Genomic DNA, 26,194 nt, shown 5'->3' with positions numbered 1-26,194 from the left:
TCCAACAGGTCATCCCCGCATGCGCGGGGCTGTTCCGGGCATCCCCAAGGATGCCTTGGTTCCGTGGGCGTCATCCCCGCACGCGCGGGGCTGTTCCCAGCAGATCAAGCACGCCGAACAAATCCAACAGGTCATCCCCGCATGCGCGGGGCTGTTCCGGGCATCCCCAAGGATGCCTTGGTTCCGTGGGCGTCATCCCCGCACGCGCGGGGCTGTTCCCCACAATCACCGGCCGCCTAACCACATCAACCAGTCATCCCCGTACGCGGGGCTGTTGTCGAAGGGGTGAGCGGCTGCGGTGGTGGCGAGGCTGCTGGTTAACCCGCGAAACGGTTGCCGGGGCTCGACAAACCGCTGGGTGTCAGCAGGGGTTGGTGGCGCAGGGGTGGGTGGTGGGGTCGCCCTGGTGGGTGGCGAGTTTGCGGAGGAGGTCGCGGAGGGTTTCGCGTTCGGTGGGGGTTAGGGGGGTGAGGACTTCGGCCTCGACGGCGTGTAGGGCTGCGGTTGTCTCGGTGTGCCTGCGGTGGCCCGCGTCGGTGGCGGAGAGGAGGCGGGCGCGGCGGTCGGTGGGGTCGGGGCGGCGTTCGACGAGGCCGGTGCGTTCGAGGTCGTCGATGAGGTAGGTCATCACCGTTTTGTCCACGCCGAGGCGGTGGGCGAGGGTCTGCTGGCTGCACGACTCGCCCTCGATGGCGGTGGTGAGGACCTGGTAGCCGCGGGGGCCGCCGGGGAGGCCCGCGAGCACCTGCTCGGCGGCGCGGACATAGCCACGGAAGACGGCGCCCAAGGCCCAGCCCAGGTCGGACTCGACGGCTGGTGTGGGCACGGTCGCAATCGTACGGCACAAGGTGGACAGCGGAATCCTTCTGCGGGCAAGATGATCTGCAGAACAGACGATCTAAATCCCGGAGGAAGCCTTGATCCTGCTCCGAGTCGACAGCAGCATCCGCGCCGGTGGTTCGGTCAGCCGTGCCCTCGCCGACACCGTCACCGGCGCGTGGCGGGCCGAGCACCCGGACGGCACCGTGCGGCACCGTGACGTCTTCGCCGACCCCGTCCCGATCACCGCCTGGTCCGCGGCGTTGGCAGGCCGGGAACTGCCCATCGACCAGCGCACCCCCGAGCAGGCAGGCGCGGTCGACCTGGCCACCGCGATCGCCGATGAACTGGCCACCGCCGACGCCGCTGTCATCGCCGCGCCGCTGTACAACTTCGGGATCTCGCTGCACCTCAAGGCCTGGATCGACATGCTGATCACCGACCCGCGGTTCAGGCCGGGCAAGTCCCCGCTCGCGGGCAAATCCGTCGCCCTCGCTGTCGCGCGCGGCGGCGGTTACGGTCCGGGCACGCCCCGCGAGGGCTGGGACCACGCGACGCCCTGGCTGGTCCGGATCTTCCGCGACGTCTTCGGCGCGGACGTGACCGAGGTGACCGCGGAACTGACCATGGCCGAGGTCAACCCGGCGATGGCCGACCTGATCCCCTTGTCGCACCAGTCCGCCGCGGCCGCGCACGACCTGGCCGCGAGTACCGGCAAGGCTTTCGCGACCCGCTAGACCCACTTCCGTTGGCGCGTGACCCATCGCGCGTCAACGGGGCCGCAGGGTGAGCGCCCGGACGCTGGGGGCGAGCGTCGCCGCCGCGACGGCGACCACGACCAGGATCGCCAGTCCGGTCAGGGTGGTCGCGGTGCCGAAGTGCGCCGCGAGCGGCCCCACGGCGATCTCGCCGAGGGGCAGCGCGATGAACGAACCCAGCGCGTCGTAGGAGTAGACGCGGGCGAGGTGGGCTTGGGGCACGTTCTCCTGCAGCGACACGTCCCAGGCGATGCCGAACTGCTCGGTCGCGACCCCGCCGATGAACATCACCACCAGCAGCGGGATGACGTACTGGGCGTGCGCCAAGACCAACAACGGCACCGCCTCGACGGCGACCAACGCGGTGCCGAACAGCAACGCGTGCCGGGGTTGCCAACGGCTGGCGACGACACCGCCGAGGAGGGCGCCGACCGTTTGCGCGCCGAGGATGAACCCCCAGGCGAGCCTGCCGAAGGTGGTGTCGGCGATGGCGGGGCCGAGGACCTGGATGCCGCCGGTCACCGCCGCGTTGACGACCATGAAGGCGAGCACCACCGACCACACCCAGGCGCGGGCGGTGAACTCGGTCCACCCCTCGCGCAAGTCGGCGACCAGCCGGGTGGGCGCGGCGGCGTCGACCTCGGGGACGTCGACCCGGGCGTAGCAGAGCGCGGCGGCCAGGAACACGACCGCGGTGGCCGCCATCGCCCAGCCGGGTCCGGCGAGGGCGGCCAGCATGCCGCCCAGCGACGATCCGGTGACCAGGGCGCCGTTGATGCCGATCCGGACCAGGGCGTTGGCCTGGCGGATCTCGGTGGCGGGCACCGTCTGCGGGGTCAGCGCGGATGCCGCGGGCAGCGACGCGGCGGAGACGGCACCGTTGACCACGCTCAGCACCACCAGCAGCGGCACCGAGGCGAAGTGGAACAGCACGGCGAGCGCCGTGGCCGCCTGCGAGGCGGCCGCGGCGAAGCTCGCGCCCTCCAGGATCACCGCCCGGGGGAGCCGGTCGGCCAGGACGCCGCCCATGAGCAGCAGGAGCACGTTGGCGATGGACCGGGTACCGACCACGATCCCCAGCGCGACCACCGAACCGGTGAGGTCCAGCACGGCGAACGCCAGCGCGACCGGCGCGACGGCGTTGCCGATGTACGTGGTCACCCTGCCGACGGCGAGCCTGCGGAACACGGGTGCCCGCAACGGGGCGAGCATCCCGGCCGACCCGGTCAACAGCGGTCCATCTCGAACATGGAGATCGTGGTGCTGACCCGCACCGTGCCGGGGGTGCGCGGCGGCTGGGCCGCGTCGCGCAGCCGCAGGCTCACCTCGCGCACGTGCGCCACCGTGTCCCGCCAGACCTGCGGGTCGACCCACAGCTCGGCGTCGGTGAGCGCCTCGGCGTTGCCCGGTTTCCGCTGCGCCGAGCGGGTGCCGAGACTGGCGGCCAGCGCCCTGGCCAGGGTCTCTCGAGAGTCCTCCGGGTCGCGCGGCGCGGCGACCGTGGGCGGTGTGTGCTGGTAGCGCTTGGCGATGCCGCCGCGGATGGGCACCTCCGCGACGATCTCCACCAGGCCCGCGTCGGCGAGCTTGCGCAGGTGGTAGCTGATGTTGGGCTGGCTGTCGCCGAGCTCCCTGGCCACCTCGGCGGCGCTCATCGCGCGGTCGGTCACCAGGGACAGGATGCGCATCCGCAGCGGGTGCGCGAGCGCGCGCATCCCGTGCAGCGTCGAGTGTGAATCCCCCATGTTCATACAGCGAGTCTCTGAACGTGGACGCACTGTGTCAAATGACTACGGTCGAGTGACCACGCACCACTGTGCCGCTGACGTGTTGCCGCTGACGCAGTGCCGCTGACGCCGCGGTCGCGCCTCAGCTCGTCTTGGCCCGGCGCCGCCCGCCCTGGCTCGGCTTGGGCGCGGGCGTGCCCGTGCCGCCGACCGACTGCGCGTCGTCGCGGGCCTGTTCCGCGGCCGCGGCGCCCTCGGTCATCTCGCGCAGCAACTGGTCGAAGATCGGGGTGGACATCACACCCTGGTCCGCCATCGGTCCTCCTCGCCACCTCTGACTCGCCGAGGAACCTACCTCGCCACCGGCCGTCCCCCGGTGATCACGGCGCCACACGATCGGGGGAAGTGCTCACCGTGGTTACTCCTGGGTAATGTGAACGCATGACGGAGAACCTGGTGTCGCTCAAGGTCGACGTGGCCGATCACGTCGCGGAGGTGACCCTGCTCGGGCCGGGCAAGGGCAACGCGATGGGACCGGACTTCTGGCGCGAACTGCCGGTCGTGTTCACCCGACTGGACGCCGACCCGGCGGTCCGGGCGGTCGTGCTGACCGGCAGCGGCGCGCACTTCTCCTACGGCCTCGACCTCCCGGCGATGATGCCGTCCTGGGCGGGCCTGCTCGGCGACGCGCTGGCCGGTCCACGGGCGGAGTTCCTCGACGAGGTCCGCGCCCTGCAACACGCGGTGACGTCGGTGGCCGCCTGCCGCAAGCCGGTGATCGCGGCGGTCAGCGGCTGGTGCATCGGCGGCGGGTTGGACGTGGTCGCCGCCGCAGACATCCGGGTCGCCAGCGCGGACGCCAAGTTCAGCCTGCGCGAGGTGAAGGTCGCGATCGTCGCCGACCTGGGCAGCCTGCAGCGCCTCGCCGGGATCATCGGCGAGGGGCACCTGCGCGAACTCGCCTTCACCGGCAAGGACATCGACGCCGAGCGCGCGCTGCGCATCGGTCTGGTCAACGACGTCTACCCCGACCGGGACACCGTCCTCGCCGAGGCCCGGTCGACGGCCGCCGCCATCGCCGCGAACCCGCCGCTGGTCGTGCAGGGCACCAAGGACGTGCTCGGCCACGAGCGGGAGCGCCGGGTCGCCGACGGCCTGCGGTACGTGTCCGCGTGGAACGCCGCTTTCCTGCCCAGCAAGGACCTCGGCGAGGCCGTCCAGGCGTTCCTGGAGCGCAGGTCGCCCAAGTTCACCGGCCGTTAGTGCTCGACAACCCACGCTGGTCAACCGGACCCGGCTGCGGCAGGCTCATCCGGTGCCCAGCAGATCCTGGAGGGAGCCATCGTGAGCGAGGCGGAGACCGCCGTTTTCCGTGCGGCGAGGGACTTCCTGCACCACCACCGCGAGGACTACGCCGCTGCCCGCGACGGGTTCCGGTGGCCGGAGCTTGCGGAGTTCAACTGGGCGCTGGACTGGTTCGACGTCGTCGCCGCGACCCAGCCGACCGCCGACCGGCCCGCGCTGTGGATCGTCGAAGAGGATGGCACCGAGCGGAAGTGGACGTTCGCCGAGCTGTCCCATCGGTCGAACCAGGTCGCGTCCTGGTTGCGCGGGCACGGGGTGGCGCGCGGCGACCGGCTCATCCTGATGCTGGGCAACCAGGGTGAGCTGTGGGAGACGATCCTCGCCGCGATGAAGCTGGGCGCGGTGATCATCCCGGCCAGCACCCTGCTCGCCGCCGCCGACCTGCGCGACCGGGTGGACCGGGGGCAGGCCCGGCACGTGGTCGCCCGCTCCGCCGACGCGGCCAAGTTCGACGACGTCCCCGGCGACTACACCCGCGTCGCGGTGGGCGAGCCCGTCGAAGGTTGGCTCAGCTACGCCGATTCCGCCGACGCGCCCGCCGAGTTCACCCCCGGCGCCCCGACCTCCGCCGACGACCCGCTGCTGCTCTACTTCACCTCCGGCACGACGGCACAACCGAAGCTGGTCGAGCACACCCACGTGTCGTACCCGGTGGGGCATCTGTCCACTATGTACTGGATCGGCCTCGAACCGGGCGACGTGCACCTCAACATCTCCTCGCCCGGCTGGGCGAAACACGCCTGGAGCAACGTCTTCGCGCCGTGGAACGCCGAGGCCACGGTCTTCATCCACAACTACACCCGGTTCGACGCGGTCGCGCTGATGGCCCAGATGGACCGGTGCGGCGTCACCAGCTTCTGCGCCCCGCCCACGGTGTGGCGGATGCTCATCCAGTCCGACCTGACCAGGCTCGCCACCCCGCCGACGAAGGTGGTCGGCGCGGGTGAGCCGCTCAACCCCGAGGTGATCGAGCAGGTCGGCCGGGCCTGGGGGGTGACCATCCGGGACGGTTTCGGCCAGACCGAGACCAGCGTGCAGGTCGCCAACACCCCCGGTCAGCACGTCAAACCGGGCTCGATGGGCAGGCCGCTGCCCGGGTTCACCATCGCGCTGGTCGACCCGGCCACCGGCGGGGCGGGCGACGAGGGCGAGATCTGCGTCGTCCTGGACCAGCGCCCGATCGGGCTGATGACCGGGTACGCCGACGCCCCCGACCGCACCGCCGACGCCATGCGGGACGGCTACTACCACACCGGCGACGTCGGCTCCCGCGACGCGGACGGCTACATCACCTACGTCGGCCGCGCCGACGACGTGTTCAAGGCGTCCGACTACCGGATCTCCCCGTTCGAGCTGGAGAGCGTCCTCATCGAACACCCGGCTGTCGCCGAGGCCGCCGTCGTCCCCTCGCCCGACCCGATCCGGCTGTCGGTGCCCAAGGCCTACGTCGTGCTCACCGCGGGCCACGAGCCGAACGCCGAGACCGCCCGGTCGATCCTGGCGTTCGCCCGCGAGCACCTGGCCCCGTACAAGCGGGTGCGCAGGCTGGAGTTCGCCGACCTGCCCAAGACGATCTCCGGGAAGATCCGCCGGGTCGAGTTGCGCGGCCGGGAGAACGAGCGGCACGCCGACCCGACCGCCACCGCGCCCGGCGAGTTCACCGAGGACGACTTCCCCGACCTACGCGGGTAGCCGGAGCAGCCGCAGCACGTTGTCCGTGCGGGTGCCCTCCACCCCGTCCGGGCTGGTGGCGGGCCGTTCGACGACGTCCTCCAGTTCCACCTGCCACCGGGCGGGGTCGAGCCGGAGTGCGTCGAGCAGTTGGCGCGGGCCCATGAAGTGGATCTCGCGGGGCGGTTCGGTCATCCAGGTCGGCCAGCCGCCGTGGCTGATCACCAGCAGCCGCCCGCCGGGCCTGACCGCCCCGGCCGCCTTGCGCAGCGCGTCCTGCCGCTCGTTCTCCTGCTCGACGGGGGAGTGGAAGTACTGGGCGCACACGAGGTCGTAGTCGCCCTCGGGGAAGGTCGCGGTCAGGTCGTGCCGCTCGAAGGTGATCGAGCCGGTCACGCCGCGGGCCTCGGCCAACGCGGCGGCGCGGGCCAGCGCGGTCGCCGACACGTCGACGCCGGTCACCCGCCAGCCGTGCTCGGCGAGCCAGACGGCGTCGCCGCCCTCGGCGCAGCCCAGGTCGAGCACGGTGCCCGGCGGCAGGTCGGCGACCTCGCGGACCAGCAGGTCGTTCGGGTTGCCGGACCAGACCTGGTCGCGCTCGGTGTAGAAGTTCTCCCAGAACTCGGTCGGGCTCTGCTCGCCGGGCGCGGGCCACGGCCTGCCCTGGTGCCCATGCCCGCCGTGGTGCGCGTGGTGGTGTGGTTCGGTGTTCGTCACGCCCCGATGGTGCGGCCCGCCGACCGGTTCTGGCGAGTTATGTTGCCGGTTCGGCAACAAGGACACCCGGGTTGAGCGTCCCGTCCGGGTCCCACGCCCGCTTGACCGCCGCGTAGAGCCCGCGTTCGGCTGCGGACCGGGTCAGCCCCAGCCAGCGCGCCTTGGCGACGCCGATCCCGTGCTCGGCCGAGATCGTGCCGCCCCGGGCCGCCGCCGCGCGCAGCACCCGGTCGGTCAGGTCGTCCTCCGCCGCGCCCGCGCCGACCACGTTGACGTGGAAGTTCCCCTCGGCCAGGTGTCCGAACAGGACGAGGGTGGCCGACGGCGCCGTCTCCGCCGTGATCGCGCGGACCTCCCGCTCGAACTCGGCCGCCTGGTCCGGGGGCACCCCGACGTCGAGCTTCAGCGGCGCCCCCAGCGCGTTGACCGCCTCGGCGTGCGCCTCCCGGTGTGTCCACAGCGCCCGCCGGGCCGCGCCGTCGACCGCCAGCGCCGTGTCGCGCAGCCGGGGAAGCGACTCGACGACCGCGCCCAGTTCCCCGGTCGGATCTTCGTCGTCGGTACATTCGATCAACAGGTAAACCGGGTATTCCGAGCTGAACGGCGGGGTTACGCCACGGTGTGCGCACACCAGGCGAAGTCCGTCCGCGTAGAACACCTCGGCGGAAGTGAGTGACGGCAATGCCCGCAATGCGCCAATCGCCGCGACGGCGTCAGTCGTGTTGTCGAATGCGAGGGTCGCCGTCGCCCGTTCGGTGAACGACGGAATGAGCCGCAATCGCACCGCGGTAATGACGGCGAGTGTCCCTTCGCTCCCGACCAGCGCCCGGGACAGGTCATATCCCGTACTGTCTTTAGCGAGACCGGTTACACCGCCGACCACCTGACCGTTGGCGAGTACGGCCTCCACATCGGCCACCTGCTCGCGCATAGATCCCCAACGCAGCACCCGCAAACCGCCCGCGTTCGTCGCGACCAGCCCGCCAACGGTAGCGCTGTCGCGCGAGGCGATGTCGATCGCGAAGTCCAACCCGGACGCGGCGGCGTGCGCGGTAAGAGCCGCCAAGGACACGCCCGCCCCGGCTGTCACCTGACGCGTGACAGGGTCAACCGGCCCCAGGTCGGTCAACCTGGTCAGGCTCAACACAACCCCGCCCCGGTAGGGGATGCCGCCGCCGACGAGCCCCGTGTTCCCGCCTTGCGGCACAACGGAAACCCCGGCGTCCCGGCACACCCGCAACACCCCGGCGACCTCGTCCCGATCGGCCGGGCGGACCACGAGGTGAGCCGAACCGCGGAACCGGCCGGTCCAATCGGTCGCGTATCCAGCCACTACCTGCGGATCGGTCAGCACGTGGCCGGCACCGACAACCCCCGCCAGCAGGTCGGACAGCTCACTTCCAGCGCGCGTCATGGTTCAAATCGTCCCCGATGGGAACACCACCGGTGTACCCGACTGGAAGGAAACCGCCATGGCAGCCCTCACCGACCGCACGATCGCGTTCCTCGTCGCGCCGGAGGGCACCGAGCAGGTGGAGCTCACCGAACCGTGGCAGGCGGTCGAGCGCGCGGGTGGACGACCCGTGCTGGTCTCGACCGACTCCGGTGAGGTGCAGGCGTTCAACCACCTGGACAAGGGCGACAGGTTCCCGGTGGACCGCACCACCGGGCAGGCCGACGCGAGCGAGTTCGACGGGCTCGTGCTCCCCGGTGGCGTCGCCAACCCCGACTTCCTGCGCACCAAGCCGGAAGCCGTCGCCTTCACCCGCTCGTTCTTCGACCAGGGCAAGCCGGTCGCGGCCATCTGCCACGCCCCGTGGACGCTGGTCGAGGCCGATGTCGTGCGTGGCAGGAAGATGACATCCTGGCCCAGCCTGCGGACGGACCTGCGCAACGCCGGGGCGAACTGGGTCGACGAGCAGGTCGTGGTCGACACCGCCGCGGCCACATCCCTTGTCACCAGCCGCAACCCCGGCGACCTGCCCGCCTTTTGTGCGAAGTTGGTGGAGATCTTCGCGGATGCGCGCGGCTGAACCCGGATAAACCCCTAAGTCACCCCGGAACGCCGGTCAACCCCGGAAGAGTCCGATGATCTTCGCTGGGCACCCGTTCGGCAACCATTGAGCAACGGACAACTACCCGTGACACAGCGCTGACAAAGGAATTACCCAGCGGTGACTTAACCGGCGAGTTCCTCGATTCAGTTCAAATGAGCGGCCGGGACGGCTAACGAGCGTTCCCCGGCTGCCGACGTCCGGGACGGAGGTAAGCCGATGAGTACCGAAACGATCTCTCAACAGGCCGGGTCCGGTAATGGGCCGACCCTGCCCACCGCGCCGTGCAGCGTCGTCTGGAGCCACGGGCACGCCTTCGTGCTCGAGTACACCGGCGGCAGCGGCCGCTGGGTCGGGCTGGACGCGTTCGGGCGGCCGACGTCGCTCACCCCCGCCGCTCTCCAGCGGCAGGGCTGGTCCGCCCACCGCGAGGACTGACCCCCCGACCGGGGGGAATCGCAGGGGGACTGGGGGCGACGCGAACCGGACCGACACCCGTCGAACACCGGGACACCGTCACGACGCACTGGGGACCTGGGGAACCGAACCCGCGCCTGCCCTACTCTTCCCGCATGGCTGACGTGCGGGAAGAGGGGGCGGCGCTGGATCGCGTGTGGACGATCCCGAACATCCTGAGCATGCTGCGGCTGGCCGGGGTGCCGCTGTTCCTCTACCTGCTGCTGGTGCCCAAGGCCGACGGCTGGGCGCTCGCGGTGCTCGCGTTCAGCGGGCTCAGCGACTGGCTGGACGGCAAGATCGCCCGCTGGCTGGACCAGACCAGCAGGCTCGGCGCGCTGCTCGACCCGGCGGCCGACCGGCTCTACACCCTCGTCACCATCGTCGCCTTCGTGCTGCGTGACATCGTGCCGTGGTGGGTGGCCGCGTTGCTGGTGGCCAGGGACGCGCTCGTCGCGGGCTGCATCCTGGTGCTGCGCCGCGCCGGTTTCGCCCCGCCCGAGGTGACCTACGTCGGCAAGGCGGCCACCTTCAACCTCATGTACGCGTTCCCGCTGCTGCTGTTGGCGCAGGGCGGTTCCACCGCCGCCACGCTGGCCCGCCCGGTCGCGTACGCGTTCGTCATCTGGGGCGGCGTCCTCTTCCTCTGGTCCGGGTTGCTCTACCTGGTGCAGACACGGGCAGCACTGGCGATGCCGCGCGGCGCGGCCGTTTAAGCTCTGCGCCACCGTCAGATCCCGGTCCGAAAGAGGGCACCGCGTGATTCCCGAAGAACTCCGCTACACCGACGAGCACGAGTGGGTGGCGACCAAGACCGACGACCTGGTCCGCGTCGGCATCACCGAGTACGCGCAGAACCAGCTCGGCGACGTGGTCTACGTCAAGCTGCCCGATGTCGGCGACCGCGTCGAGGTGGGCGCCGCGATCGGCGAGGTCGAGTCGACCAAGAGCGTCTCGGACCTGTACGCGCCGCTGTCCGGCGAGGTCGTGGCGGTCAACGAGGCGGTCACCGAGCAGGCCGACCTGCTCAACTCCGACCCGTACGGCGAGGGCTGGCTGTTCGAGATCCGGGTCGACGACCCGGACGCGCTCGACGGCCTGCTCGACGCGGACGCCTACCAGGCGGTCACCACCGGCTGACCGGTGGTGAGATGATCTTCACCCGCTCGTCGGCCCCGGGCCCCGCCCGGCGCCCGGCGAGGGGGTACCACCGACCCGGTGCCTGATCGCGCACGGTACGTTGGCACCTGTTCAGCGGAACTGACCAGCAGGAGGAGTCCAGGTGAGCACCAACGACGGGCCCGGCGTCCCGCCGGAGCAGTCTCCGGAGCGGACTTCGGTCTTCCGGGCCGACTTCCTCACCAACCCCGAGGCCGCCCGGGAGCACGCGCCCGAGCCCGCCGTCGCCGGGGTGGACGCCCTGCCGACCGGCTCGGCCCTGCTCGTGGTCAAGCGCGGCCCCAACGCGGGCTCGCGGTTCCTGCTCGACCGGGACACCACCAGCGCGGGTCGGCACCCGGACAGCGACATCTTCCTCGACGACGTCACCGTCTCCCGGCGGCACGCGGAGTTCCGCCGCGAGGGCGGCGAGTTCGTGGTGATCGACGTCGGCAGCCTCAACGGCACCTACGTCAACCGGGAGCCGGTCGACCAGGCCGTGCTCGCCGGTGGCGACGAGGTGCAGATCGGCAAGTTCCGCCTGGTGTTCCTCACCGGCCCCGGCGCGGGGGCCTAGGGGCGCGTGACGGCTGCCGGTCGGCAGGCGCGCGCCGGGCTGAGCATCGGCGCGGTGCTGTCGCAACTGAGGCCGGACTTCCCGGACGTGACCATCTCCAAGATCCGGTTCCTCGAGTCGGAGGGGCTGGTCAGCCCGGATCGCACGCCGTCGGGGTACCGGCGGTTCACCGCGGCGGACGTGGCGCGGCTGCGCTTCGTGCTCGCCGCGCAGCGCGACCACTACCTCCCGCTGAAGGTCATCAAGGAGCAGCTCGACCGCCTGGGCGGTCCACCGGACCCGGTGGACCGCCCGGCGCGCGGTCTGGTGCCGGTGCCCGACCCGGTCGAGTCGCCGGGGCCGCCGGAGCGGCTCACCCGCGCCGAGCTAGTCGACCGCGCCGGTGTCACCGACCAGACCCTGCTCGACCTGGAGCAGTACGGCCTGCTCGCCGCCGCCCCGGACGGCCGGTTCGACGTCGACGCGCTCGCCGTCGCGGCGACCGCGGCCGCGCTGGCCGAGTACGGCATCGAACCCCGGCACCTGCGCGCCTTCCGCGCCGCCGCCGACCGCGAGGTGAGCCTGCTGGAGCAGCTCGTCGCCCCGCTCTACCGGCAACGCGACCCGGCCGCGCACACCCGCGCCGACGAGGTCGCCGACGACCTCGCCGGGCTGGCGGTCGCCCTGCACTCGCTGTTGGTGCGCACCGGGCTGCGCAGGGTCACCGGTCGGTGATCGCGGGGGCCGGGTGTGAACCGATCTTGGGCGAATGGTCGTGAGATAGGCGGGCGTGGGGACCGGATGGCGGGTAGCGTCGAAGTAGGCGATGAGCGATCCTCGATGGGACGCCGGTGCCCCAGCGAGCGGAGGGAGGCGAGCCCGATGAGCGAGATGCGCGTGGTGGGGGTGCGGGTGGAGTTGCCCGCGAACCAGCCGATCTTGTTGCTGCGCGAGACCGAGGGAGAGCGGTACCTGCCGATCTGGATCGGATCGGTGGAGGCCACCGCGATCGCCCTCGAGCAGCAGGGGGTCCGGCCCGCGCGGCCGCTGACCCACGACCTGCTCAAGGACGTGATCGGCGCGCTCGGCCGCGAGCTGGAACAGGTTCGGATCACCGATCTGCGCGAGGGCACGTTCTTCGCCGAGCTGGTTTTCGACGGCGACGTCCGGGTCTCCGCCCGGCCCAGTGACTCCGTGGCCTTGGCGCTGCGGATTGGGGTGCCCATCCACGCCGAGGACGCCGTGCTCCAGGAGGCCGGGCTGATCATCCCGGACGAGCAGGAGGACGAGGTGGAGAAGTTCCGCGAGTTCCTCGACTCGGTGTCCCCCGAAGACTTCCGCGGCGCCGACACGTGACCGTTCCGCGTCACCCGCGGTAACCGGTCTCCCCGGGTCGGACATCGACTGCCACCGTGTCCCCGCGCGTCGCGTTGACCTCCCCGCGCGCCCGTCTTACCGTCACAGACGAGCCACACGCGTTGTGGACGCGGGTAGCGGTACCGGGGAGATTCACCGGGTAGGCATACCGGATTCGGTACCGCGCACAGGGCAAGCCCGCCGGTTCACGCGTGTACGGCTCGACCGAGGCGTTCCCCAGGGCGGAACGGGCGGTCTCGTTCGCCGGTCACAGGAGTGGCCGGACGAGGGGAGGCAGGCGTGTTCGAGGAAGGTCCCGTCGGGACTGACTCCGGTGAGCAGGGCGAGCTGTTCCCGGATGCCTCGCTGCCCGACGAACTGGTCGGCTACCGGGGTCCCGCCGCGTGTCAGATCGCAGGCATCACCTACCGGCAGTTGGACTACTGGGCGCGCACCGGGCTGGTGGTGCCCACGGTGCGCAGCGCGCAGGGCTCCGGCTCGCAGCGGCTGTACTCGTTCAAGGACGTGCTGGTCCTCAAGGTGGTCAAGCGGCTGTTGGACACCGGCGTGTCACTGCAGAACATCCGGGTCGCGGTGGACCACCTGCGCAGGCGCGGCGTCCGCGACCTGGCCAGGATCACCCTCTTCAGCGACGGCACCACGGTGTACGAGTGCACCTCGCCGGAAGAGGTCGTCGATCTGCTGCAGGGCGGCCAGGGCGTGTTCGGCATCGCGGTCAGCGGCGCCATCCGGGAGATCAGCGGCACCATCCACGAGTTCCCGGCCGAGCGCGCCGACGGCGTCGAGATCCAGCCGGACGACGAGCTCACCCAGCGCCGCAAGGCCAGAAACGCGGGCTGATCAGCCCGGTAGGGTGTACGGGGTGGTCAACGCGACGCAGGTGAAGCCGACCCGTTCCAGGACGGGTCGGCTCGTCGGCAACGCGTCCACCTGCAGGTAACGCACCCCCCGCTCCCGGGCCTTGCGGGCGCGGTAGCCGACCAGTGACCGGTAGACCCCTTGTCCCCGCCATGCCTGCACGGTGCCACCGCCATAGAGGCCCGCGAAGTCGGTTCCCGGTCGGTAGTCCGTGCGCGCGGCGCTGACGGGTTCGTCTCCGGCCATGGCCAGCACGACCTCCAAGTCTCGCGCGGAGTGCGCCAAACCGGCCCGTAACCGCGCGCCCAGCGTTCCCGAGTCTTCCTCGAACGCGGCCTCTTCCACGTGCACGACCATGTCCACGCCCGCGTCGTCGGTGACGTCGACCAGGCGAACACCGGCCGGTGGCGCGAAATCCGGTACCGCGTTGGCCTCGGCGACCATCACCGCCTCCACCGGTCCGGCGACAAGACCCGCCGCTGCCAACCGTCGCGGTAGGTCTACCGGCAGGTCGTGGTGGTAGAGCTTCCACTCCGCGTGGCCCTCGGCGGCGCGGAACCAGCCGACGGCCGCGGTGATCACCCCGTCCGCCGTGGTCTCGTCCAGGTCCGACCACACGACCCCGGACCAGCCCAGCGGCCCGGACCCGATCTGACGGGTGTACCGGGCCGTGCGCTCCACCGCCCCCGAGTCGGACGACGGCCCGACCTCGCGGCGCAACTGGGTGTCCACGGCGGCACGCACGGTATCGATCTGCACGATCGCCAGTGGACCGAAAACACAGCCCGGCCGCAATCGAGTTGCACCCGGTGTCGGGTTAGACTCGTCAGGCGTCGCTGAACCCGCGCGGGAGAGTCCGTCCGGTCCACCAGACCGGCACGGCGCCGAAGGAGCAAATCCTCCCCGGAATCTCTCAGGCAAAAAGACCGCGTGGGCGAGACGTCTCTGGAAAGCGGGCAACCCGGCACCACCGGGGAGCCCCGCCGAAGGTGCAAGTCGGCCCCGGGTCCGGACCCGTCCGACGAAGCTCTCAGGCGCCCACGGGCACGGACAGAGGGGGAGGGCCACACCGGCGAAATCCGGTGTCCGGCCCGACCCCCGCACCAGCCCGAGGAGTTCGCCCATGACGACCGACCGGATCCCGCTCGCCGCGCTCGAGCACGGCACCCCGTTCGCCGACCGGCACGTCGGTCCCCGCCCGGCCGAGCTGGCCCGGATCCTGGACGTCGTCGGCGTCGGGTCGCTGGAGGAACTGGCCCAGCACGCGGTACCCGAGTCGATCCGCGAGGGCGACCTGGCCATCGACCTGCCCGCGCCGGCCACCGAGGTGCAGGCGCTGGCCGAGCTGCGCGACCTGGCGGCGCGCAACCGCACGCTGGTGCAGATGATCGGCCTCGGCTACCACGGCACGCACACGCCGCCGGTGATCCGCCGCAACGTGCTGGAGAGCCCCGCCTGGTACACCGCGTACACCCCGTACCAGCCGGAGATCAGCCAGGGTCGGCTGGAGGCGCTGCTCAACTTCCAGACCATGGTCGCCGACCTGGCGGGCCTGCCCACCGCGAACGCGTCCATGCTCGACGAGTCCACCGCGGCCGCCGAGGCGATGACCCTGCTGCGCCGCGCGGGCCGCTCCAAGTCGAACCGGTTCGTCGTCGACGCCGACACATACCCGCAGACCATCGCCGTCATCGAGACCCGCGCCGAGCCGCTGGGCATCGAGGTCGTGGTGCAGGACCTGGCCGAGGGGCTGCCGGTCGACGACTTCTTCGGCGTCCTGCTGTCCTACCCGGGTGCCTCCGGCGCGGTCCGCGACTACGAGGAGCTGATCCGCGTCGCGCACGGCCGTGACGCGAAGGTCGCCGTCACCGCCGACCTGCTGGCGTTGACGCTGCTGCGCGCGCCCGGCGAGATCGGCGCCGACGTCGTCGTCGGCACCACCCAGCGCTTCGGTGTCCCGATGGGCTTCGGCGGGCCGCACGCGGGCTACATGGCCGTCGGGAAGGGCCTGGAGCGGCAGTTGCCCGGCCGCTTGGTCGGCGTCAGCACCGACGCGGACGGCAAGCCCGCTTACCGCCTCGCGTTGCAGACCCGCGAACAGCACATCCGCCGTGAGAAGGCCACCTCGAACATCTGCACCGCGCAGGTGCTGCTCGCTGTCGTCGCCTCTATGTACGGCGTGCACCACGGCCCCGAGGGGCTGCGCGGGATCGCGACCCGCACCCACCGGATGGCCGCCGTCCTCGCCGAGGGCCTGCGCCGGGGCGGGGTCGAGGTCGCCGAGACCGCGTTCTTCGACACCGTGACCGCCCGGGTGCCCGGTCGGGCCGCCGAGATCGTCTCCGCCGCCCGTGCCCTGGGCGTCAACCTGCGGCCGACCGACGCCGACACGGTCGGGATCACCACCGACGAGACCACCGTCCGCGCCCACCTCGACCTGGTGTGGAAGGCCTTCGGCGTGACCGCCGACGCCGACGCGCTGGACACCGAGGCCGGCGACGTGCTGCCCGCGGACCTGCTGCGCACCAGCGAGTTCATGACGCACCCGGTGTTCTCGACGCACCGCTCCGAGACGGCGCTGCTGCGCTACCTGCGCGCCCTGTCGGACAAGGACGTCGCGCTCGACCGCAGCATGATCCCGCTCGGTTCGTGCACCATGAAGCTCAACGCCACCGCGGAGATGGAGCCGATCACCTGGCCCGCCTTCGCCGACCTGCACCCGTTCGCCCCCGTCGAGGACGCCGAGGGCATCCTGCAGGTGGTGGCGGACCTGGAGACCTGGCTGGCCCGCCTCACCGGCTACGACGCGGTGAGCCTGCAGCCCAACGCCGGCAGCCAGGGCGAGTTCGCCGGTCTGCTGGCGATCCGCGCGTACCACCGCTCCCAGGGCCACGGCGAGCGCGACGTGTGTCTTATCCCGTCGAGCGCACACGGCACCAACGCCGCCAGCGCTGTCATGGCCGGTATGCGCGTTGTGGTTGTGGCCTGCGACAACAACGGCAACATCGACCTGGACGACCTCCGCAAGAAGGTCACCGAGCACAGCGCCGACCTCGCCGCCATCATGATCACCTACCCGTCCACGCACGGCGTCTACGAGGACACCGTCCGCGAGGTCTGCGGTCTGGTCCACGACGCGGGCGGCCAGGTGTACGTCGACGGGGCCAACCTGAACGCCCTCATCGGCCTCGCCCGCTACGGCAAGTTCGGCTCCGACGTCTCGCACCTCAACCTGCACAAGACCTTCTGCATCCCGCACGGCGGCGGCGGTCCCGGGGTCGGTCCCATCGGCGTCCGCGCCCACCTGGCGCCGTTCCTGCCCAACCACCCGCTGCAGCCCACCGCGGGCCCGGCCACCGGCGTCGGCCCGATCAGCGCCGCCCCCTGGGGCAGCGCGTCGATCTTGCCGATCTCCTGGGCCTACGTCCGGATGATGGGCGCCGACGGCCTGCGCCGCGCCACGCTCACCGCGGTCGCCTCGGCCAACTACATCGCCCGCCGCCTCGACGAGCACTTCCCCGTCCTCTACACGGGTGTGGGCGGTTTCGTCGCCCACGAGTGCATCCTGGACCTGCGGCCGATGACCAAGGCCACCGGCATCACGGTGGACGACGTCGCCAAACGCCTCGCCGACTACGGCCTGCACGCCCCGACCATGTCCTTCCCGGTCGCGGGCACCCTCATGGTCGAGCCGACGGAGAGCGAGGACCTGGCCGAGATCGACCGGTTCTGCGCGGCGATGATCGCGATCAAGGCGGAGGTCGACCGGGTGGCGGCGGGTGAGTGGCCGCTCACGGACAACCCGTTGGTCAACGCCCCGCACACGCCGCAGTCGCTGGTCGGCGCCTGGGACCACCCGTACAGCCGGGAGGAAGCGGTGTACCCGGCGGGCACGGCCGCGCCCAAGATCTGGCCCCCGGTCCGCCGCATCGACGGCGCCAAGGGCGACCGCAACCTGGTGTGCTCCTGCCCGCCGCTGGACGCCTACAGCGGTTGACGCCCGCCGTGGACGTGCCCCGCCACTCGCGGTGGGGCACGTCTCCACCGCGAGTGGCGAGTCCACTTCAGACACATCCCACGTGCGCGGTGCGAGTTGCGGCCGGGGGGACGGCACCGGGCAAGATGGCCCCATGTCTATCCCGCACATCCCCCTGAACGACGCCACCACCATCCCCCAGCTCGGCCTCGGTGTCTGGCAGGTCCCCGACGACGTCGCGACCTCGGCTGTGCTCACGGCGCTCGAAGCCGGTTACCGCGGTATCGACACCGCCGCCGCGTACAACAACGAGTCCGGCACCGGCAAGGCGATCGCCGAGTCCAGCGTGCCCCGCGACGAGATCCACGTCACCACCAAGGTCTGGAACACCGACCACGGCTACGACTCGGCGCTGCGCGCGTTCGACGCCAGCCTGTCCCGCCTCGGCCTCGACTACGTCGACCTCTACCTGATCCACTGGCCCGTCGCCGGGCGGGACGCGTACGTCGACACGTGGCGGGCGTTGGAGAAGATCAAGGCGGACGGGCGGGCCAGGTCCATCGGCGTGTCCAACTTCCACATCCCGCACCTGCGTCGCCTGTTCGACGAGACCGACATCATCCCGTCGGTCAACCAGATCGAGCTGCACCCGAACCTGCCGCAGGACGAGCTGCGGGCCTTCCACGCCGAGCACGGCATCGCCACCGAGGCGTGGAGCCCGCTGGCGTCGGGGGAGCTGCTGGGCGACGCGACGATCGGGGAGCTCGCGGGCAAGCACGGCAAGAGCGCCGCGCAGGTCATCCTCCGCTGGCACCTGCAGCTCGGGAACATCGTGATCCCCAAGTCGGTCACGCCGGAGCGGATCCGCGCGAACATCGACGTCTTCGACTTCGAGCTGGACCAGGCCGACCTGGACGCGCTGGCGGGCCTGGCCACCGGGCGGCGGACCGGGCCGCACCCGGACCAGTTCGGCGGGTGACGGTAACTGTCACCCCACGTCACCCGGCTTGACGCTTGATCTTCCCCTAATAGAGTGCGTTACGCCTGGCGCGTTCACGGATCGGCACATCCGTCGCGCGGAAAGGACGTGATGTCACAACATCGGGGGAGAAGGCGGGTGGGCCGGGGGCCGGTGGTGGTCGCCGTGGTGTCCCTGCTGGTCCTCGGCTGGGCGGGGTGGGGCTGGGTCGGTGACCGGCTCGACCGGGAGGCCGCCCGCGAGCAGGGCTGCCCCAGCGGGCAGGCCGTGCTCCGGGTGGCGGTCACCCCCTCGGTCGAACAGCCGGTGCGGGCCGCGGCGAACCGGTGGAACGCGCGGCCCACCGTGGTCGACGACCACTGCGTGCGGGTCAACGTCAGCTCGGTGGACTCGGCGCAAGCGTTCGCCGGGCTCACCGGGCAGTGGAACACCCGTGAACTCGGCGACCGGCCGGACGTGTGGCTGCCGGAGTCGTCGCTGTGGACCGACCGGCTCGCGGCCGTCGACGACGCGCTGCTGGCCGCCGCGCCGGAGTCGGTCGCGACCAGCCCGGTCGTGCTCGCCGCGCCGCAACCCGCCGCCGGGGTGCTGGACCGGTCGGCCGCGTTCCGGTGGGCCGACCTGGCGGCGCTGACCACCGACACGAGCGGGTGGACCCGGTTCGGCGAGCCGGGCTGGGGCCGGTTGACCGTGGCCGTCCCGACCCCGCTGACCAACCCCGCCAGCGCGTTGGCCGTCCAGACCACGCTGATCGGGGTGGCCCAGGAAAGCCCGGTAACCCAGGGCGTGCTGGCCAGACCACCGGTGTCGGCGGCGCTGCTGGCGTTGGCGCAGTCGCAGCCCGCCGACGTGCCGGACGCGACCCGCGCCGCGCTGGCCACCCTCGGCGACACGGAGAACATGGCCGACTCGCCGTTCGGTGCCGTCCCGGCGCTCGAAGTGGACCTCTACCGGCGCAACCTCGGCACCGACGGTCGACCAGCCGCGAAGCACGCGCTGTCCGAGGTCGTGGCGAAGGGACCGACCCCGGTCGCGGACTTCCCCCTCGTGTCGCTCGCCTGCGGCGAGTCGGGGCCGACACAGGTCGAGGCGGCCGACGAGTTCCGCAAGTACCTGCAAGAACCGGCGCAGCAGCGGGACTTCGCGCACGCCGGGCTGCGCGCCACCACCGTGACCGACCGACCCGCGCCCGCGCCCGGGATGACCTGGGGCGAGATCGTGCCGGGCGCGGCGAAGTCGGACGCGAACACCTCCCAGCGGATCGCGACAACGTGGTCCACGGCCGTGGAGGGCGGCGGCATCGTGACCATCATGGTCGACGTGTCCCGCACCATGGGCGACGACGGCGGCGGTGGGCGCAGCAAGCTGGACTGGGTGAAAGACGCTTTGAACAACTACGCGGACTACACGGTGTCGGGATCGGTTGGCCTGTGGCCGTTTTCGCACGCCTTGAACAAGAGCAAGCCTTACGTCGTCGCGGTACCAACGGGTCCCGTAGCCAACCGACGCGCGTCGGTGCACAGCGCTGTCACGGCTCTTACCCCCAACGGCGGCACTGACCTCTATGAGTCCGTTGTGGCCGGTTACCGTTCCGCCGTCCAGGGTTTCGTGCCCGGCAAGCGAAACCAACTCATCGTCATCACCGACGGCGGCAGCGACGGCGCGATGTCGTTGTCCCAGGCCAAGTCCTCGATCCGCCGCACCGCGGAGAAGGACAAGCCGGTCCCCATCAACGTAATCGCCATCGGCCACGACACCGACCGCGACGCCCTCCGCGACCTGGCAACCTCCACCGGCGGCAGACTCTCGCCCTTGGCAGACGCCCAGGGCATCGTCGCCGCCCTCGGCCAAGCCGTCACCGCCCGGGACTAGCGGCTCGCCTCCAGGTTGGCCGGGTCTCGGTCTGCCGACGACGTCCCTGGCCATGTTGCCGAAACGCCAAAGTACGGCCAGTACGAGGCCGTTCCGGTGTGTTGCCATGAACGCCGTGGACAGGTCGAGACCGGTCAACCCCTGGGGCGAGCCACTGGCGGCTCGGCCTGCCCCGCGCCGCTGGTTGCGTTGCCGAAACGGCGTCCAGTACGAGGCCGTTCCGGCACGTTGCCAGGAACGGCGTGGACAGGCCGATACCCGGGTCAGGCCAGGGCTGTGGACAACTTCGCGCACCGGGTCGGGGCTTAGCTTTACCATCTGTGGCATGCGAAACCCGATCGTCCGCGTGCTGGTGGCCTTGGTGCTGCTGGTGCTCGCCGCCTGCGGCTCGTCCGTGGCCGGTGCGCCCAGCGGTCAGCCCGGGGGCACCGCCGTGCAGGCCAAGGTCCCGGTCGAACTCCGCCCCGTGCTGTCCATGCACCCGGGCACCATCGCGACCGCGCCCGACGAACTCGCGGGCCCCGACGGCGTGTACACCTTAGGCCCGTCGATCGGTGATTTCACCAGCTTCACCTCCGTCGCCGCCGAGCACACCGACTACGGCTGGGTGGTGACGATCAAGCTCCCCAGCGACACCGCCGCCGTCGTCGCGTCCTGGACCGGCGCCCACGTCGGCGACCAGTTGGCCATCGTGGTCAACCACACCCTGCTGTCCGCCCCCAAGATCGCCGACGCGATCACCGGCGGCGCCCTGCAGATCTCCGGCAACTTCACCGAGCAGTCCGCCAAGGACCTCGCCACCCAGATCACCGGCTCATGACCATCGTCGAGATCTACACCGACGGCGCCTGCGTCCCCAACCCCGGCCCCGGCGGCTGGGGCGCCGTCCTCCACTACGGCCCCCACACCCGCGAACTCTCCGGCGGCGAGGCGACCGAGACCACCAACAACCGGATGGAACTGATGGCCCCCATCCAGGCCCTCGAGTCCCTCACCCGCCCCTCCACCATCCACCTCTACACCGACTCCACCTACGTCCGCAACGGCATCACCAAATGGATCACCACCTGGCAAGCCAACAACTGGAAAACCGCCGCCAAAACCCCCGTCAAAAACATCGACCTCTGGCAACGCCTAATTACAGCGGCCACCCCCCACACCATCAATTGGCACTGGGTCAAAGGCCACAACGGCAACCCCAACAACGAACTCGCCGACCGCCTAGCCCTAGCCGGCCTAAAAGCAGCCGTCGGCAAGACGTAACGCCCCACCCCCACCCCCACCCTCACCCCCACCCCGCCCCCCACCGCCGCCCCACACTTGCCCCGCACCCGACCAACAATCCACCAAACGAAAACACCCTGCGACCACCCCGCACCGCACGCCTCGAACCCCGCCCCTCATCGACGAAGCCCCACTCCCGCACCGCGCGTCTAGGAGGCCGCCTAACGTCGACAACGCACCACCCCCGCACCACGCGCCTCAAAAACCCACCCCACATCGACGAAGTGCCGCTCCCACCCACGCGCCCCAAAAGGCCGGCCCAGATCGACGAAGCCCCACTCCCGCACCGCGCGCCTCGAACCCCCACCCCATATCGACGAAGGCCGCCAGCCCGCCCCGCGCCCCTCGAAACCCGCCTACATCGACAAAGGCCGCCAACCCACCCCACGCGCCTCAAAACAAACCCCCCGCCCATCGACGAAGCCCACCAACCGGCACCGCGCGCCTCGAAACCCGCCGATCCCAACCGCCCGCTGGGGTGAAGTTGTTTTGTTTGGGGGAGGCGGTGGCCTAAGCCGGCAGGCGGGTAAGGCCACGTCTTTCCAGTGGCCCCGGCTTTTAGCCTTACCCAGGCCACCGCTAGGGGCCCCAAACAAAACAACTTCACCCCAGCGGGCACAGCCCGCAAAATCTGGCGCCCGAGGCCGGCGTCGCCGCCAGGCGACCAGGCCGAACCCCGAGCGCAGCGAGGCCCAGTGCCCCCTCACACCAAGATCAACCGAGAACAAAGCCCCCGAATACACAGCCTACCCAAGCCCACCGACAAGAACGCCCACCGACCAAGAACCAAGATCAATCCAAACAAGAGCCCCCGAATACACAACCTACCCGCCCCCACCGACAGCCCACGCAGGCAACCTACCCCAAAAGCCCCCCACAAACCCCGATCAACCGCCCCCGCAACGGCTCCGCCCGTCCAACAAACCCCGCCTGCGCCCGCACATAAGCCGCCCGCCCCCGCTCCGTCTCAATCGGAATCGCAGCATACCCGTAAGAACTGAGATCATAAGGACTGGCCCGCATATCCACCCCCCGCACATCAACAGCCAGCTCAAAGCAGTCCACAACCAACCCCGACGGCGTATAAGGCGCCAACTTGTAAGCCCACTTGAACAAATCCATATTCGCATGCAGACACCCGGGCTGCTCAAGCGCCAACTGCGACTCCCGATCAGGCCGCACAGTGTTCAGCCCCCGCGCGGGCTCCGTGAAGAACCGATAAGCATCAAAATGCGTACACTTGATCGTCGCGGCCTCGACCACTGAATCCGTCCCGCCCTGTCCCAACCGCAACGGCAGCGCGTGGCGAGTGGCGGCCGCCCGATAAACCATCGCCCATTCATGCAGCCCGAAACACCCCAACCGGGCGGGTCGCGATGCCGTGGCCGACAGCAGGTCACGCACGAACGACGCCGTCCGCCGACGTGACTCCGAGATCGGCGCGAGCGTCACCCCGCCAGGGACCTCTTCATACGCGGACCAACGCAGGTACGACCGCGCCGAATCACCGGTCAGCACCACCCCCGGCCCCGGGTGCCACCGCTCCAAGTGCGCGGGTCGGAACGAGTAGTACGTGAACAGGAAGTCCAGCACCGGGTGCTTCTCGCCCCGCGCGCGGCGGGCCTGGTGCGGGTCGGTCCACTGGCGGACCCTGGCGACGTGCGCGTCGCGGCGGGCGTGCCAGTCCTGTTCGGTCAAGTGCTCAAGCGTCACCGATGTGGGTCCCGTCGCGGACGGTGCCGACGTATTCCTCGAGGAGGTCCTCCAGGGCGACCACGCCCAGGACCTCGCGGCGGGCGGAGACGGCTTTGGCGAGGTGGCTCTGGGTGCGGCGGAGCGCGGCGAGTGCCTCGTCGAGGCGGGAGTCGGCGGGGAGTTCGGGCAGGCCGCGCACCCTGGACCACGCTACCTGGGTCGCGGGATCGGAATCGACCTGGTCCAGGACGTCCTTGACGTGCACGTAGCCGTTGAGGGTGCCGTCGGGCATGCGGACCGGGAACCGGGAGAAGCCGGTCTCGGCGACGGCGTCGGCAACCGCGCCCACCGTCGGCGGGTGCGGGATGGTCTTGAGCTGGTCCAGCGGCACCAGCACCTCCGCGACCGTGCGCCCCGCCGACGACAGCGTGTTCGTCAGCCTGCGGTGCTCCGAGTCGTCCAGCAGGCCCTCGCGGCGGGACTCGGCGATGAGGGTGGCCAGTTCGTCGGAGGTGTAGACGTTCTCCAGTTCCTCGCGCGGCTCGACGCCGAACAGCCGCAGCACCGCCGTCGAGATCGCGGTGAACATGTCCAGCAGCGGCCGCACCAGGCGGCAGAACGCCAGGTGGACCGGGACCAGCGTGGTCGCCGCCCGCTCCGGGCCCGCGATGGCCAAGTTCTTCGGCACCATTTCGCCGAGCACCGTGTGCAGCGTGACCACGACCCCGAGCGCCAACGCGAACGCGACCCCGTGGATCACCGCCTCGGGCAGCCCCAACGCGCCGAACGGGCCCTCCAGCAGGCCCGCCACGGCGGGTTCGGCCAGCGCACCCAGGCCCAGCGAACACACCGTGACCCCGAGCTGCGCGCCCGCGATCAGCAGCGGTAGCTGCCTGCTCGCCTCGACCGCCACCGCCGCGCGGGCGTCGCCGTCGCGGGCCAACGCCTCCAGCCGGTCGCGGCGCGCGGTGATGATGGCAAACTCGGCGCCGACGAAGAACGCGTTGCCCAACAGCAACAGCAGGGTCCCGCCGAGCGCCAGCAGGTCGCTCACTTCGCCACCTCCGGCACCCGCGCCACCCGCAGTTCGGCCACCCGGTGCCGGTCCATCCGCAGCACGGTGACCCGCCAGCCGTCCACCCGGATCTCGTCGTTGACCTCGGGGATGCGGCCGAGGTGGGTCAGCACCAGGCCCGCCACCGTCTCGTACTCGCCGGTCGGCATCCGGAACCCGGTGGCGTCGGCGAGCTCGTCGTCGCGGAGCAGGCCGGACACGAGCCAACTGTCGCGGCCCAGCGGCCGGACCGGGCTGATCTCGCCCCGGTCGTGCTCGTCGCGCACGTCACCGACGATCTCCTCGATCAGGTCTTCCAGGGTGACCAGGCCCGCCGTGCCGCCGTACTCGTCGACGACCAGGGCGATCTGCAGGCCGGAGCCGCGCAGCCGGTCGAGCAGCACGTCGCCGTCGAGGGTCTCCGGGACGGTCGGGACCGGGCGGGCCAGCTCGGCGACGGTGGTGCTCGCCCGCTTCTCCCTCGGCACCCCGAACACCTGCTTGACGTGCACGACACCGTGCACGTCGTCGAGGTCGCCGCCGTGCACCGGGAACCGCGAGAACCCGCTGCGGCGGGCGAGGTCCACCAAGTCGACGACGGTGGCGTCCGCCCGTAGCGCCTGGACCTGCATGCGTGGCGTCATCAGCTCGTCCGCGGTGCGGTCGCCGAACCGCAGGGACCGGCTGAGCAGGGTCGCGGTCCCGGTGTCGATCGCGCCGGACGCGGCGCTGGACCGGACCAGTCCACCCAGTTCCTGCGGCGACCGAGCCGAGCGGAGCTCCTCCTGCGGCTGCGCGCCCAACCGGCGCACGACCCAGTTCGCCGACCCGTTCAGCCCGTTGATCAGCCAGCGGAACACCGACGAGAACACCGCCTGGATCCCCGCGACCGCCCGCGCCGTCGGCAACGGCCGGGCGATGGCCAGGTTCTTCGGGACCAGCTCACCGAAAACCATCGACAACGCGGTCGCCAGCAACAACGCCAACACGAGCGCGACGACGTCAGCGGCGCCTTCCGGCAAGAACCAGGACACGGCGGGCTCGATGAGCGCGGCCAGCGCGGGTTTCGCGATGTAACCGGTGATCAGGGTCGTGATGGTGATGCCGAGCTGGGCGCCGGACAGGTGGAACGACAGCGTCCGGTGCGCCCGCGCGATCGTCAAGGCCCGCCGATCACCGACCTGCTCGGCGTGCCGGTCGACCTGGTTGCGTTCGAGCGTGGTCAACGAGAACTCGGCAGCCACGAAAACGGCCGTACCGAGTGTGAGCGCACACACGGCGACGAGGCCGAGGACGCTGAACAGGGGACCGGTCACCGGGGGAACCACCCGGGTGCCCGGCAGCTATGGTGGCCGGGACTCTCGCCCGGACTGCCTGGGCTTCTCTGCCGCACCGCGCGCACGGAACCCGCACTCCTGTCGGTCGTTCGACGAACTGGCCCAGTGTAGGGGGAGGGGGTGGGGTTGTGGGGGATGATCTCATCGAGACGGTCGCCACGGTGGTGGTTGGCGGGGTGGTCTTGCCGGGTGGCTGATCTTGTCGGTGGTGGGTTCTAGGCTGTGTATTCGGGGCTTTGCTGCTGGTTGATCATGAGCCGGGTGGACTGTCGGTGGGTCCGTCTAGGCTTGTATTCAGGGGCTCAAGTTCGGGTTGATCATGGTTGTCGGTCGGCGGGGCGATCTTGTCGGTGGGCTTGGTTAGGGTATGTATTTGGGGGCTTTGTTCTCGGTTGATCTTGGTGTGAGGGGGCTCTGGGCCTGGCTGCGCCTCGGGGTTCGGCCTGGTCGCCTTCGGCGACGCCGGCCTCGGGCGCCAGAT

26 protein-coding genes, 1 CRISPR repeat array and 1 riboswitch (1 of these 28 cut by a window edge) are annotated in these 26,194 nt (G+C 70.9%); of the genes, 16 read left to right on the top strand and 10 right to left on the bottom strand.

Annotated elements, in window-relative coordinates; all coding sequences use genetic code 11:
- Positions 1–219: a CRISPR direct-repeat array (repeat unit 29 nt); it reaches 359 nt to the left of the window's first position.
- Positions 220–361: 142 nt separating this feature from the next.
- On the bottom strand, positions 362–826 hold the full coding sequence (locus H504_RS33755) for a MarR family winged helix-turn-helix transcriptional regulator (protein ID WP_245614102.1): 465 nt from the start codon (positions 824–826) through the stop codon (positions 362–364).
- A gap of 91 nt (positions 827–917) precedes the next feature.
- Between H504_RS33755 and H504_RS0107280 the strand changes: the two genes are divergently transcribed.
- Positions 918–1,556, top strand: coding sequence for an FMN-dependent NADH-azoreductase (locus tag H504_RS0107280; RefSeq protein WP_026422243.1), 639 nt, complete (start codon positions 918–920; stop codon positions 1,554–1,556).
- 33 nt (positions 1,557–1,589) lie between these two features.
- Here the strand turns inward: H504_RS0107280 and H504_RS0107275 are convergent, their stop codons facing one another.
- The 3 genes from H504_RS0107275 to H504_RS40890 all read right to left on the bottom strand — a co-directional run bounded on the left by H504_RS0107275 (position 1,590) and on the right by H504_RS40890 (position 3,620).
- Positions 1,590–2,789, bottom strand: a complete 1,200-nt coding sequence (locus H504_RS0107275) for an MFS transporter (protein ID WP_035303539.1) — start codon at positions 2,787–2,789, stop codon at positions 1,590–1,592.
- A gap of 14 nt (positions 2,790–2,803) precedes the next feature.
- Positions 2,804–3,328 (bottom strand): ArsR/SmtB family transcription factor, encoded by a 525-nt coding sequence (locus H504_RS0107270; protein ID WP_245614101.1) that lies wholly within the window; start codon positions 3,326–3,328, stop codon positions 2,804–2,806.
- Between the two features lie 118 nt (positions 3,329–3,446).
- Positions 3,447–3,620 (bottom strand): hypothetical protein, encoded by a 174-nt coding sequence (locus tag H504_RS40890; RefSeq protein ID WP_157440261.1) that lies wholly within the window; start codon positions 3,618–3,620, stop codon positions 3,447–3,449.
- Between the two features lie 125 nt (positions 3,621–3,745).
- Between H504_RS40890 and H504_RS0107260 the strand changes: the two genes are divergently transcribed.
- Complete coding sequence (locus H504_RS0107260; RefSeq protein ID WP_026422240.1) at positions 3,746–4,567, top strand: crotonase/enoyl-CoA hydratase family protein; 822 nt, start codon at positions 3,746–3,748, stop codon at positions 4,565–4,567.
- 81 nt (positions 4,568–4,648) lie between these two features.
- Entirely contained in the window at positions 4,649–6,361 is a 1,713-nt protein-coding gene (locus H504_RS0107255) for an AMP-binding protein (protein WP_026422239.1), read from the top strand.
- On the opposite strand, the gene H504_RS33750 is transcribed toward H504_RS0107255, so the two are convergent.
- Both H504_RS33750 and H504_RS0107245 read right to left on the bottom strand, forming a co-directional pair.
- The gene (locus tag H504_RS33750; protein WP_084467450.1) at positions 6,350–7,057 is read right to left on the bottom strand and encodes an SAM-dependent methyltransferase; all 708 of its coding nucleotides are present in this window, start codon (positions 7,055–7,057) and stop codon (positions 6,350–6,352) included. The two genes, H504_RS0107255 and H504_RS33750, sit on opposite strands and share 12 nt — an antisense overlap.
- Positions 7,058–7,094: 37 nt before the next feature.
- Entirely contained in the window at positions 7,095–8,471 is a 1,377-nt protein-coding gene (locus H504_RS0107245) for an FAD-binding oxidoreductase (RefSeq protein WP_026422238.1), read from the bottom strand.
- A gap of 58 nt (positions 8,472–8,529) precedes the next feature.
- On the opposite strand from H504_RS0107245, the gene H504_RS0107240 reads away from it, so the two are divergent.
- The 8 genes from H504_RS0107240 to H504_RS0107205 all read left to right on the top strand — a co-directional run bounded on the left by H504_RS0107240 (position 8,530) and on the right by H504_RS0107205 (position 13,498).
- Positions 8,530–9,090 (top strand): type 1 glutamine amidotransferase domain-containing protein, encoded by a 561-nt coding sequence (locus H504_RS0107240; RefSeq protein ID WP_026422237.1) that lies wholly within the window; start codon positions 8,530–8,532, stop codon positions 9,088–9,090.
- 240 nt (positions 9,091–9,330) lie between these two features.
- Positions 9,331–9,549, top strand: coding sequence for a hypothetical protein (locus H504_RS0107235; RefSeq protein WP_026422236.1), 219 nt, complete (start codon positions 9,331–9,333; stop codon positions 9,547–9,549).
- 134 nt (positions 9,550–9,683) lie between these two features.
- Entirely contained in the window at positions 9,684–10,283 is a 600-nt protein-coding gene (clsA, locus tag H504_RS0107230) for a cardiolipin synthase ClsA (RefSeq protein WP_026422235.1), read from the top strand.
- 43 nt (positions 10,284–10,326) lie between these two features.
- Positions 10,327–10,707: a glycine cleavage system protein GcvH gene (gene gcvH, locus H504_RS0107225; protein WP_026422234.1), complete on the top strand. Its 381-nt coding sequence runs from the start codon at positions 10,327–10,329 to the stop codon at positions 10,705–10,707.
- 142 nt (positions 10,708–10,849) lie between these two features.
- Positions 10,850–11,302, top strand: coding sequence for a glycogen accumulation regulator GarA (gene garA, locus H504_RS0107220; RefSeq protein WP_026422233.1), 453 nt, complete (start codon positions 10,850–10,852; stop codon positions 11,300–11,302).
- 6 nt (positions 11,303–11,308) lie between these two features.
- A complete protein-coding gene (ftsR, locus tag H504_RS0107215; protein ID WP_026422232.1) occupies positions 11,309–12,016 on the top strand; it encodes a transcriptional regulator FtsR in 708 nt (235 codons plus the stop codon).
- Positions 12,017–12,163: 147 nt separating this feature from the next.
- Positions 12,164–12,637 (top strand): bifunctional nuclease family protein, encoded by a 474-nt coding sequence (locus H504_RS0107210; RefSeq protein ID WP_026422231.1) that lies wholly within the window; start codon positions 12,164–12,166, stop codon positions 12,635–12,637.
- A 300-nt stretch (positions 12,638–12,937) separates the two neighbouring features.
- Positions 12,938–13,498: a MerR family transcriptional regulator gene (locus tag H504_RS0107205; protein ID WP_026422230.1), complete on the top strand. Its 561-nt coding sequence runs from the start codon at positions 12,938–12,940 to the stop codon at positions 13,496–13,498.
- Here the strand turns inward: H504_RS0107205 and H504_RS0107200 are convergent, their stop codons facing one another.
- Positions 13,499–14,275, bottom strand: coding sequence for a GNAT family N-acetyltransferase (locus H504_RS0107200; protein WP_211239279.1), 777 nt, complete (start codon positions 14,273–14,275; stop codon positions 13,499–13,501). It abuts the gene before it with no gap.
- Positions 14,276–14,353: 78 nt separating this feature from the next.
- Positions 14,354–14,455: riboswitch (glycine riboswitch) on the top strand.
- A 184-nt stretch (positions 14,456–14,639) separates the two neighbouring features.
- Between H504_RS0107200 and gcvP the strand changes: the two genes are divergently transcribed.
- The 5 genes from gcvP to rnhA all read left to right on the top strand — a co-directional run bounded on the left by gcvP (position 14,640) and on the right by rnhA (position 21,606).
- Positions 14,640–17,513 carry an aminomethyl-transferring glycine dehydrogenase gene (gcvP, locus tag H504_RS0107195; RefSeq protein WP_026422228.1) on the top strand — a complete coding sequence of 958 codons (2,874 nt, stop codon included), beginning with the start codon at positions 14,640–14,642 and terminating at the stop codon, positions 17,511–17,513.
- 133 nt (positions 17,514–17,646) lie between these two features.
- Positions 17,647–18,471 (top strand): aldo/keto reductase, encoded by an 825-nt coding sequence (locus H504_RS0107190; protein WP_026422227.1) that lies wholly within the window; start codon positions 17,647–17,649, stop codon positions 18,469–18,471.
- A 138-nt stretch (positions 18,472–18,609) separates the two neighbouring features.
- The gene (locus H504_RS0107185; protein WP_051385587.1) at positions 18,610–20,343 is read left to right on the top strand and encodes a substrate-binding domain-containing protein; all 1,734 of its coding nucleotides are present in this window, start codon (positions 18,610–18,612) and stop codon (positions 20,341–20,343) included.
- Positions 20,344–20,668: 325 nt separating this feature from the next.
- Positions 20,669–21,163, top strand: a complete 495-nt coding sequence (locus H504_RS0107180) for a SecDF P1 head subdomain-containing protein (RefSeq protein ID WP_026422225.1) — start codon at positions 20,669–20,671, stop codon at positions 21,161–21,163.
- Entirely contained in the window at positions 21,160–21,606 is a 447-nt protein-coding gene (gene rnhA / locus H504_RS0107175) for a ribonuclease HI (protein WP_026422224.1), read from the top strand. The genes H504_RS0107180 and rnhA overlap by 4 nt, the downstream gene beginning before the upstream one ends.
- Positions 21,607–22,485: 879 nt before the next feature.
- On the opposite strand, the gene H504_RS0107165 is transcribed toward rnhA, so the two are convergent.
- The 3 genes from H504_RS0107165 to H504_RS0107155 are packed head-to-tail and all read right to left on the bottom strand — an operon-like array spanning position 22,486 to position 25,692.
- The gene (locus H504_RS0107165) at positions 22,486–23,325 is read right to left on the bottom strand and encodes a hypothetical protein (protein ID WP_026422223.1); all 840 of its coding nucleotides are present in this window, start codon (positions 23,323–23,325) and stop codon (positions 22,486–22,488) included.
- A gap of 4 nt (positions 23,326–23,329) precedes the next feature.
- The gene (locus H504_RS0107160) at positions 23,330–24,376 is read right to left on the bottom strand and encodes a hemolysin family protein (protein WP_026422222.1); all 1,047 of its coding nucleotides are present in this window, start codon (positions 24,374–24,376) and stop codon (positions 23,330–23,332) included.
- Entirely contained in the window at positions 24,373–25,692 is a 1,320-nt protein-coding gene (locus H504_RS0107155; RefSeq protein WP_026422221.1) for a hemolysin family protein, read from the bottom strand. The genes H504_RS0107160 and H504_RS0107155 overlap by 4 nt, the downstream gene beginning before the upstream one ends.
- Positions 25,693–26,194 lie beyond the last annotated feature (502 nt).

This window comes from Actinokineospora inagensis DSM 44258 (genome assembly GCF_000482865.1).
GTDB classification, from domain to species: domain Bacteria; phylum Actinomycetota; class Actinomycetes; order Mycobacteriales; family Pseudonocardiaceae; genus Actinokineospora; species Actinokineospora inagensis.
The sequence above is the reverse complement of the archived record's forward strand: the minus strand, read 5'-3'. Positions and strand labels throughout refer to the sequence as shown.

Excerpts from the sequence above, each read along its gene's own strand:
- H504_RS0107275 (WP_035303539.1), bottom strand. The coding sequence starts at position 2,789 with ATGCTCGCCCCGTTGCGGGCACCCGTGTTCCGCAGGCTCGCCGTCGGC.
- H504_RS0107270 (WP_245614101.1), bottom strand. The coding sequence starts at position 3,328 with ATGAACATGGGGGATTCACACTCGACGCTGCACGGGATGCGCGCGCTC.
- H504_RS40890 (WP_157440261.1), bottom strand. The coding sequence starts at position 3,620 with ATGGCGGACCAGGGTGTGATGTCCACCCCGATCTTCGACCAGTTGCTG.
- H504_RS0107260 (WP_026422240.1), top strand. The coding sequence starts at position 3,746 with ATGACGGAGAACCTGGTGTCGCTCAAGGTCGACGTGGCCGATCACGTC.
- H504_RS0107245 (WP_026422238.1), bottom strand. The coding sequence starts at position 8,471 with ATGACGCGCGCTGGAAGTGAGCTGTCCGACCTGCTGGCGGGGGTTGTC.
- H504_RS0107240 (WP_026422237.1), top strand. The coding sequence starts at position 8,530 with ATGGCAGCCCTCACCGACCGCACGATCGCGTTCCTCGTCGCGCCGGAG.
- H504_RS0107235 (WP_026422236.1), top strand. The coding sequence starts at position 9,331 with ATGAGTACCGAAACGATCTCTCAACAGGCCGGGTCCGGTAATGGGCCG.
- clsA (WP_026422235.1), top strand. The coding sequence starts at position 9,684 with ATGGCTGACGTGCGGGAAGAGGGGGCGGCGCTGGATCGCGTGTGGACG.
- H504_RS0107210 (WP_026422231.1), top strand. The coding sequence starts at position 12,164 with ATGAGCGAGATGCGCGTGGTGGGGGTGCGGGTGGAGTTGCCCGCGAAC.
- gcvP (WP_026422228.1), top strand. The coding sequence starts at position 14,640 with ATGACGACCGACCGGATCCCGCTCGCCGCGCTCGAGCACGGCACCCCG.
- H504_RS0107190 (WP_026422227.1), top strand. The coding sequence starts at position 17,647 with ATGTCTATCCCGCACATCCCCCTGAACGACGCCACCACCATCCCCCAG.
- H504_RS0107180 (WP_026422225.1), top strand. The coding sequence starts at position 20,669 with ATGCGAAACCCGATCGTCCGCGTGCTGGTGGCCTTGGTGCTGCTGGTG.
- rnhA (WP_026422224.1), top strand. The coding sequence starts at position 21,160 with ATGACCATCGTCGAGATCTACACCGACGGCGCCTGCGTCCCCAACCCC.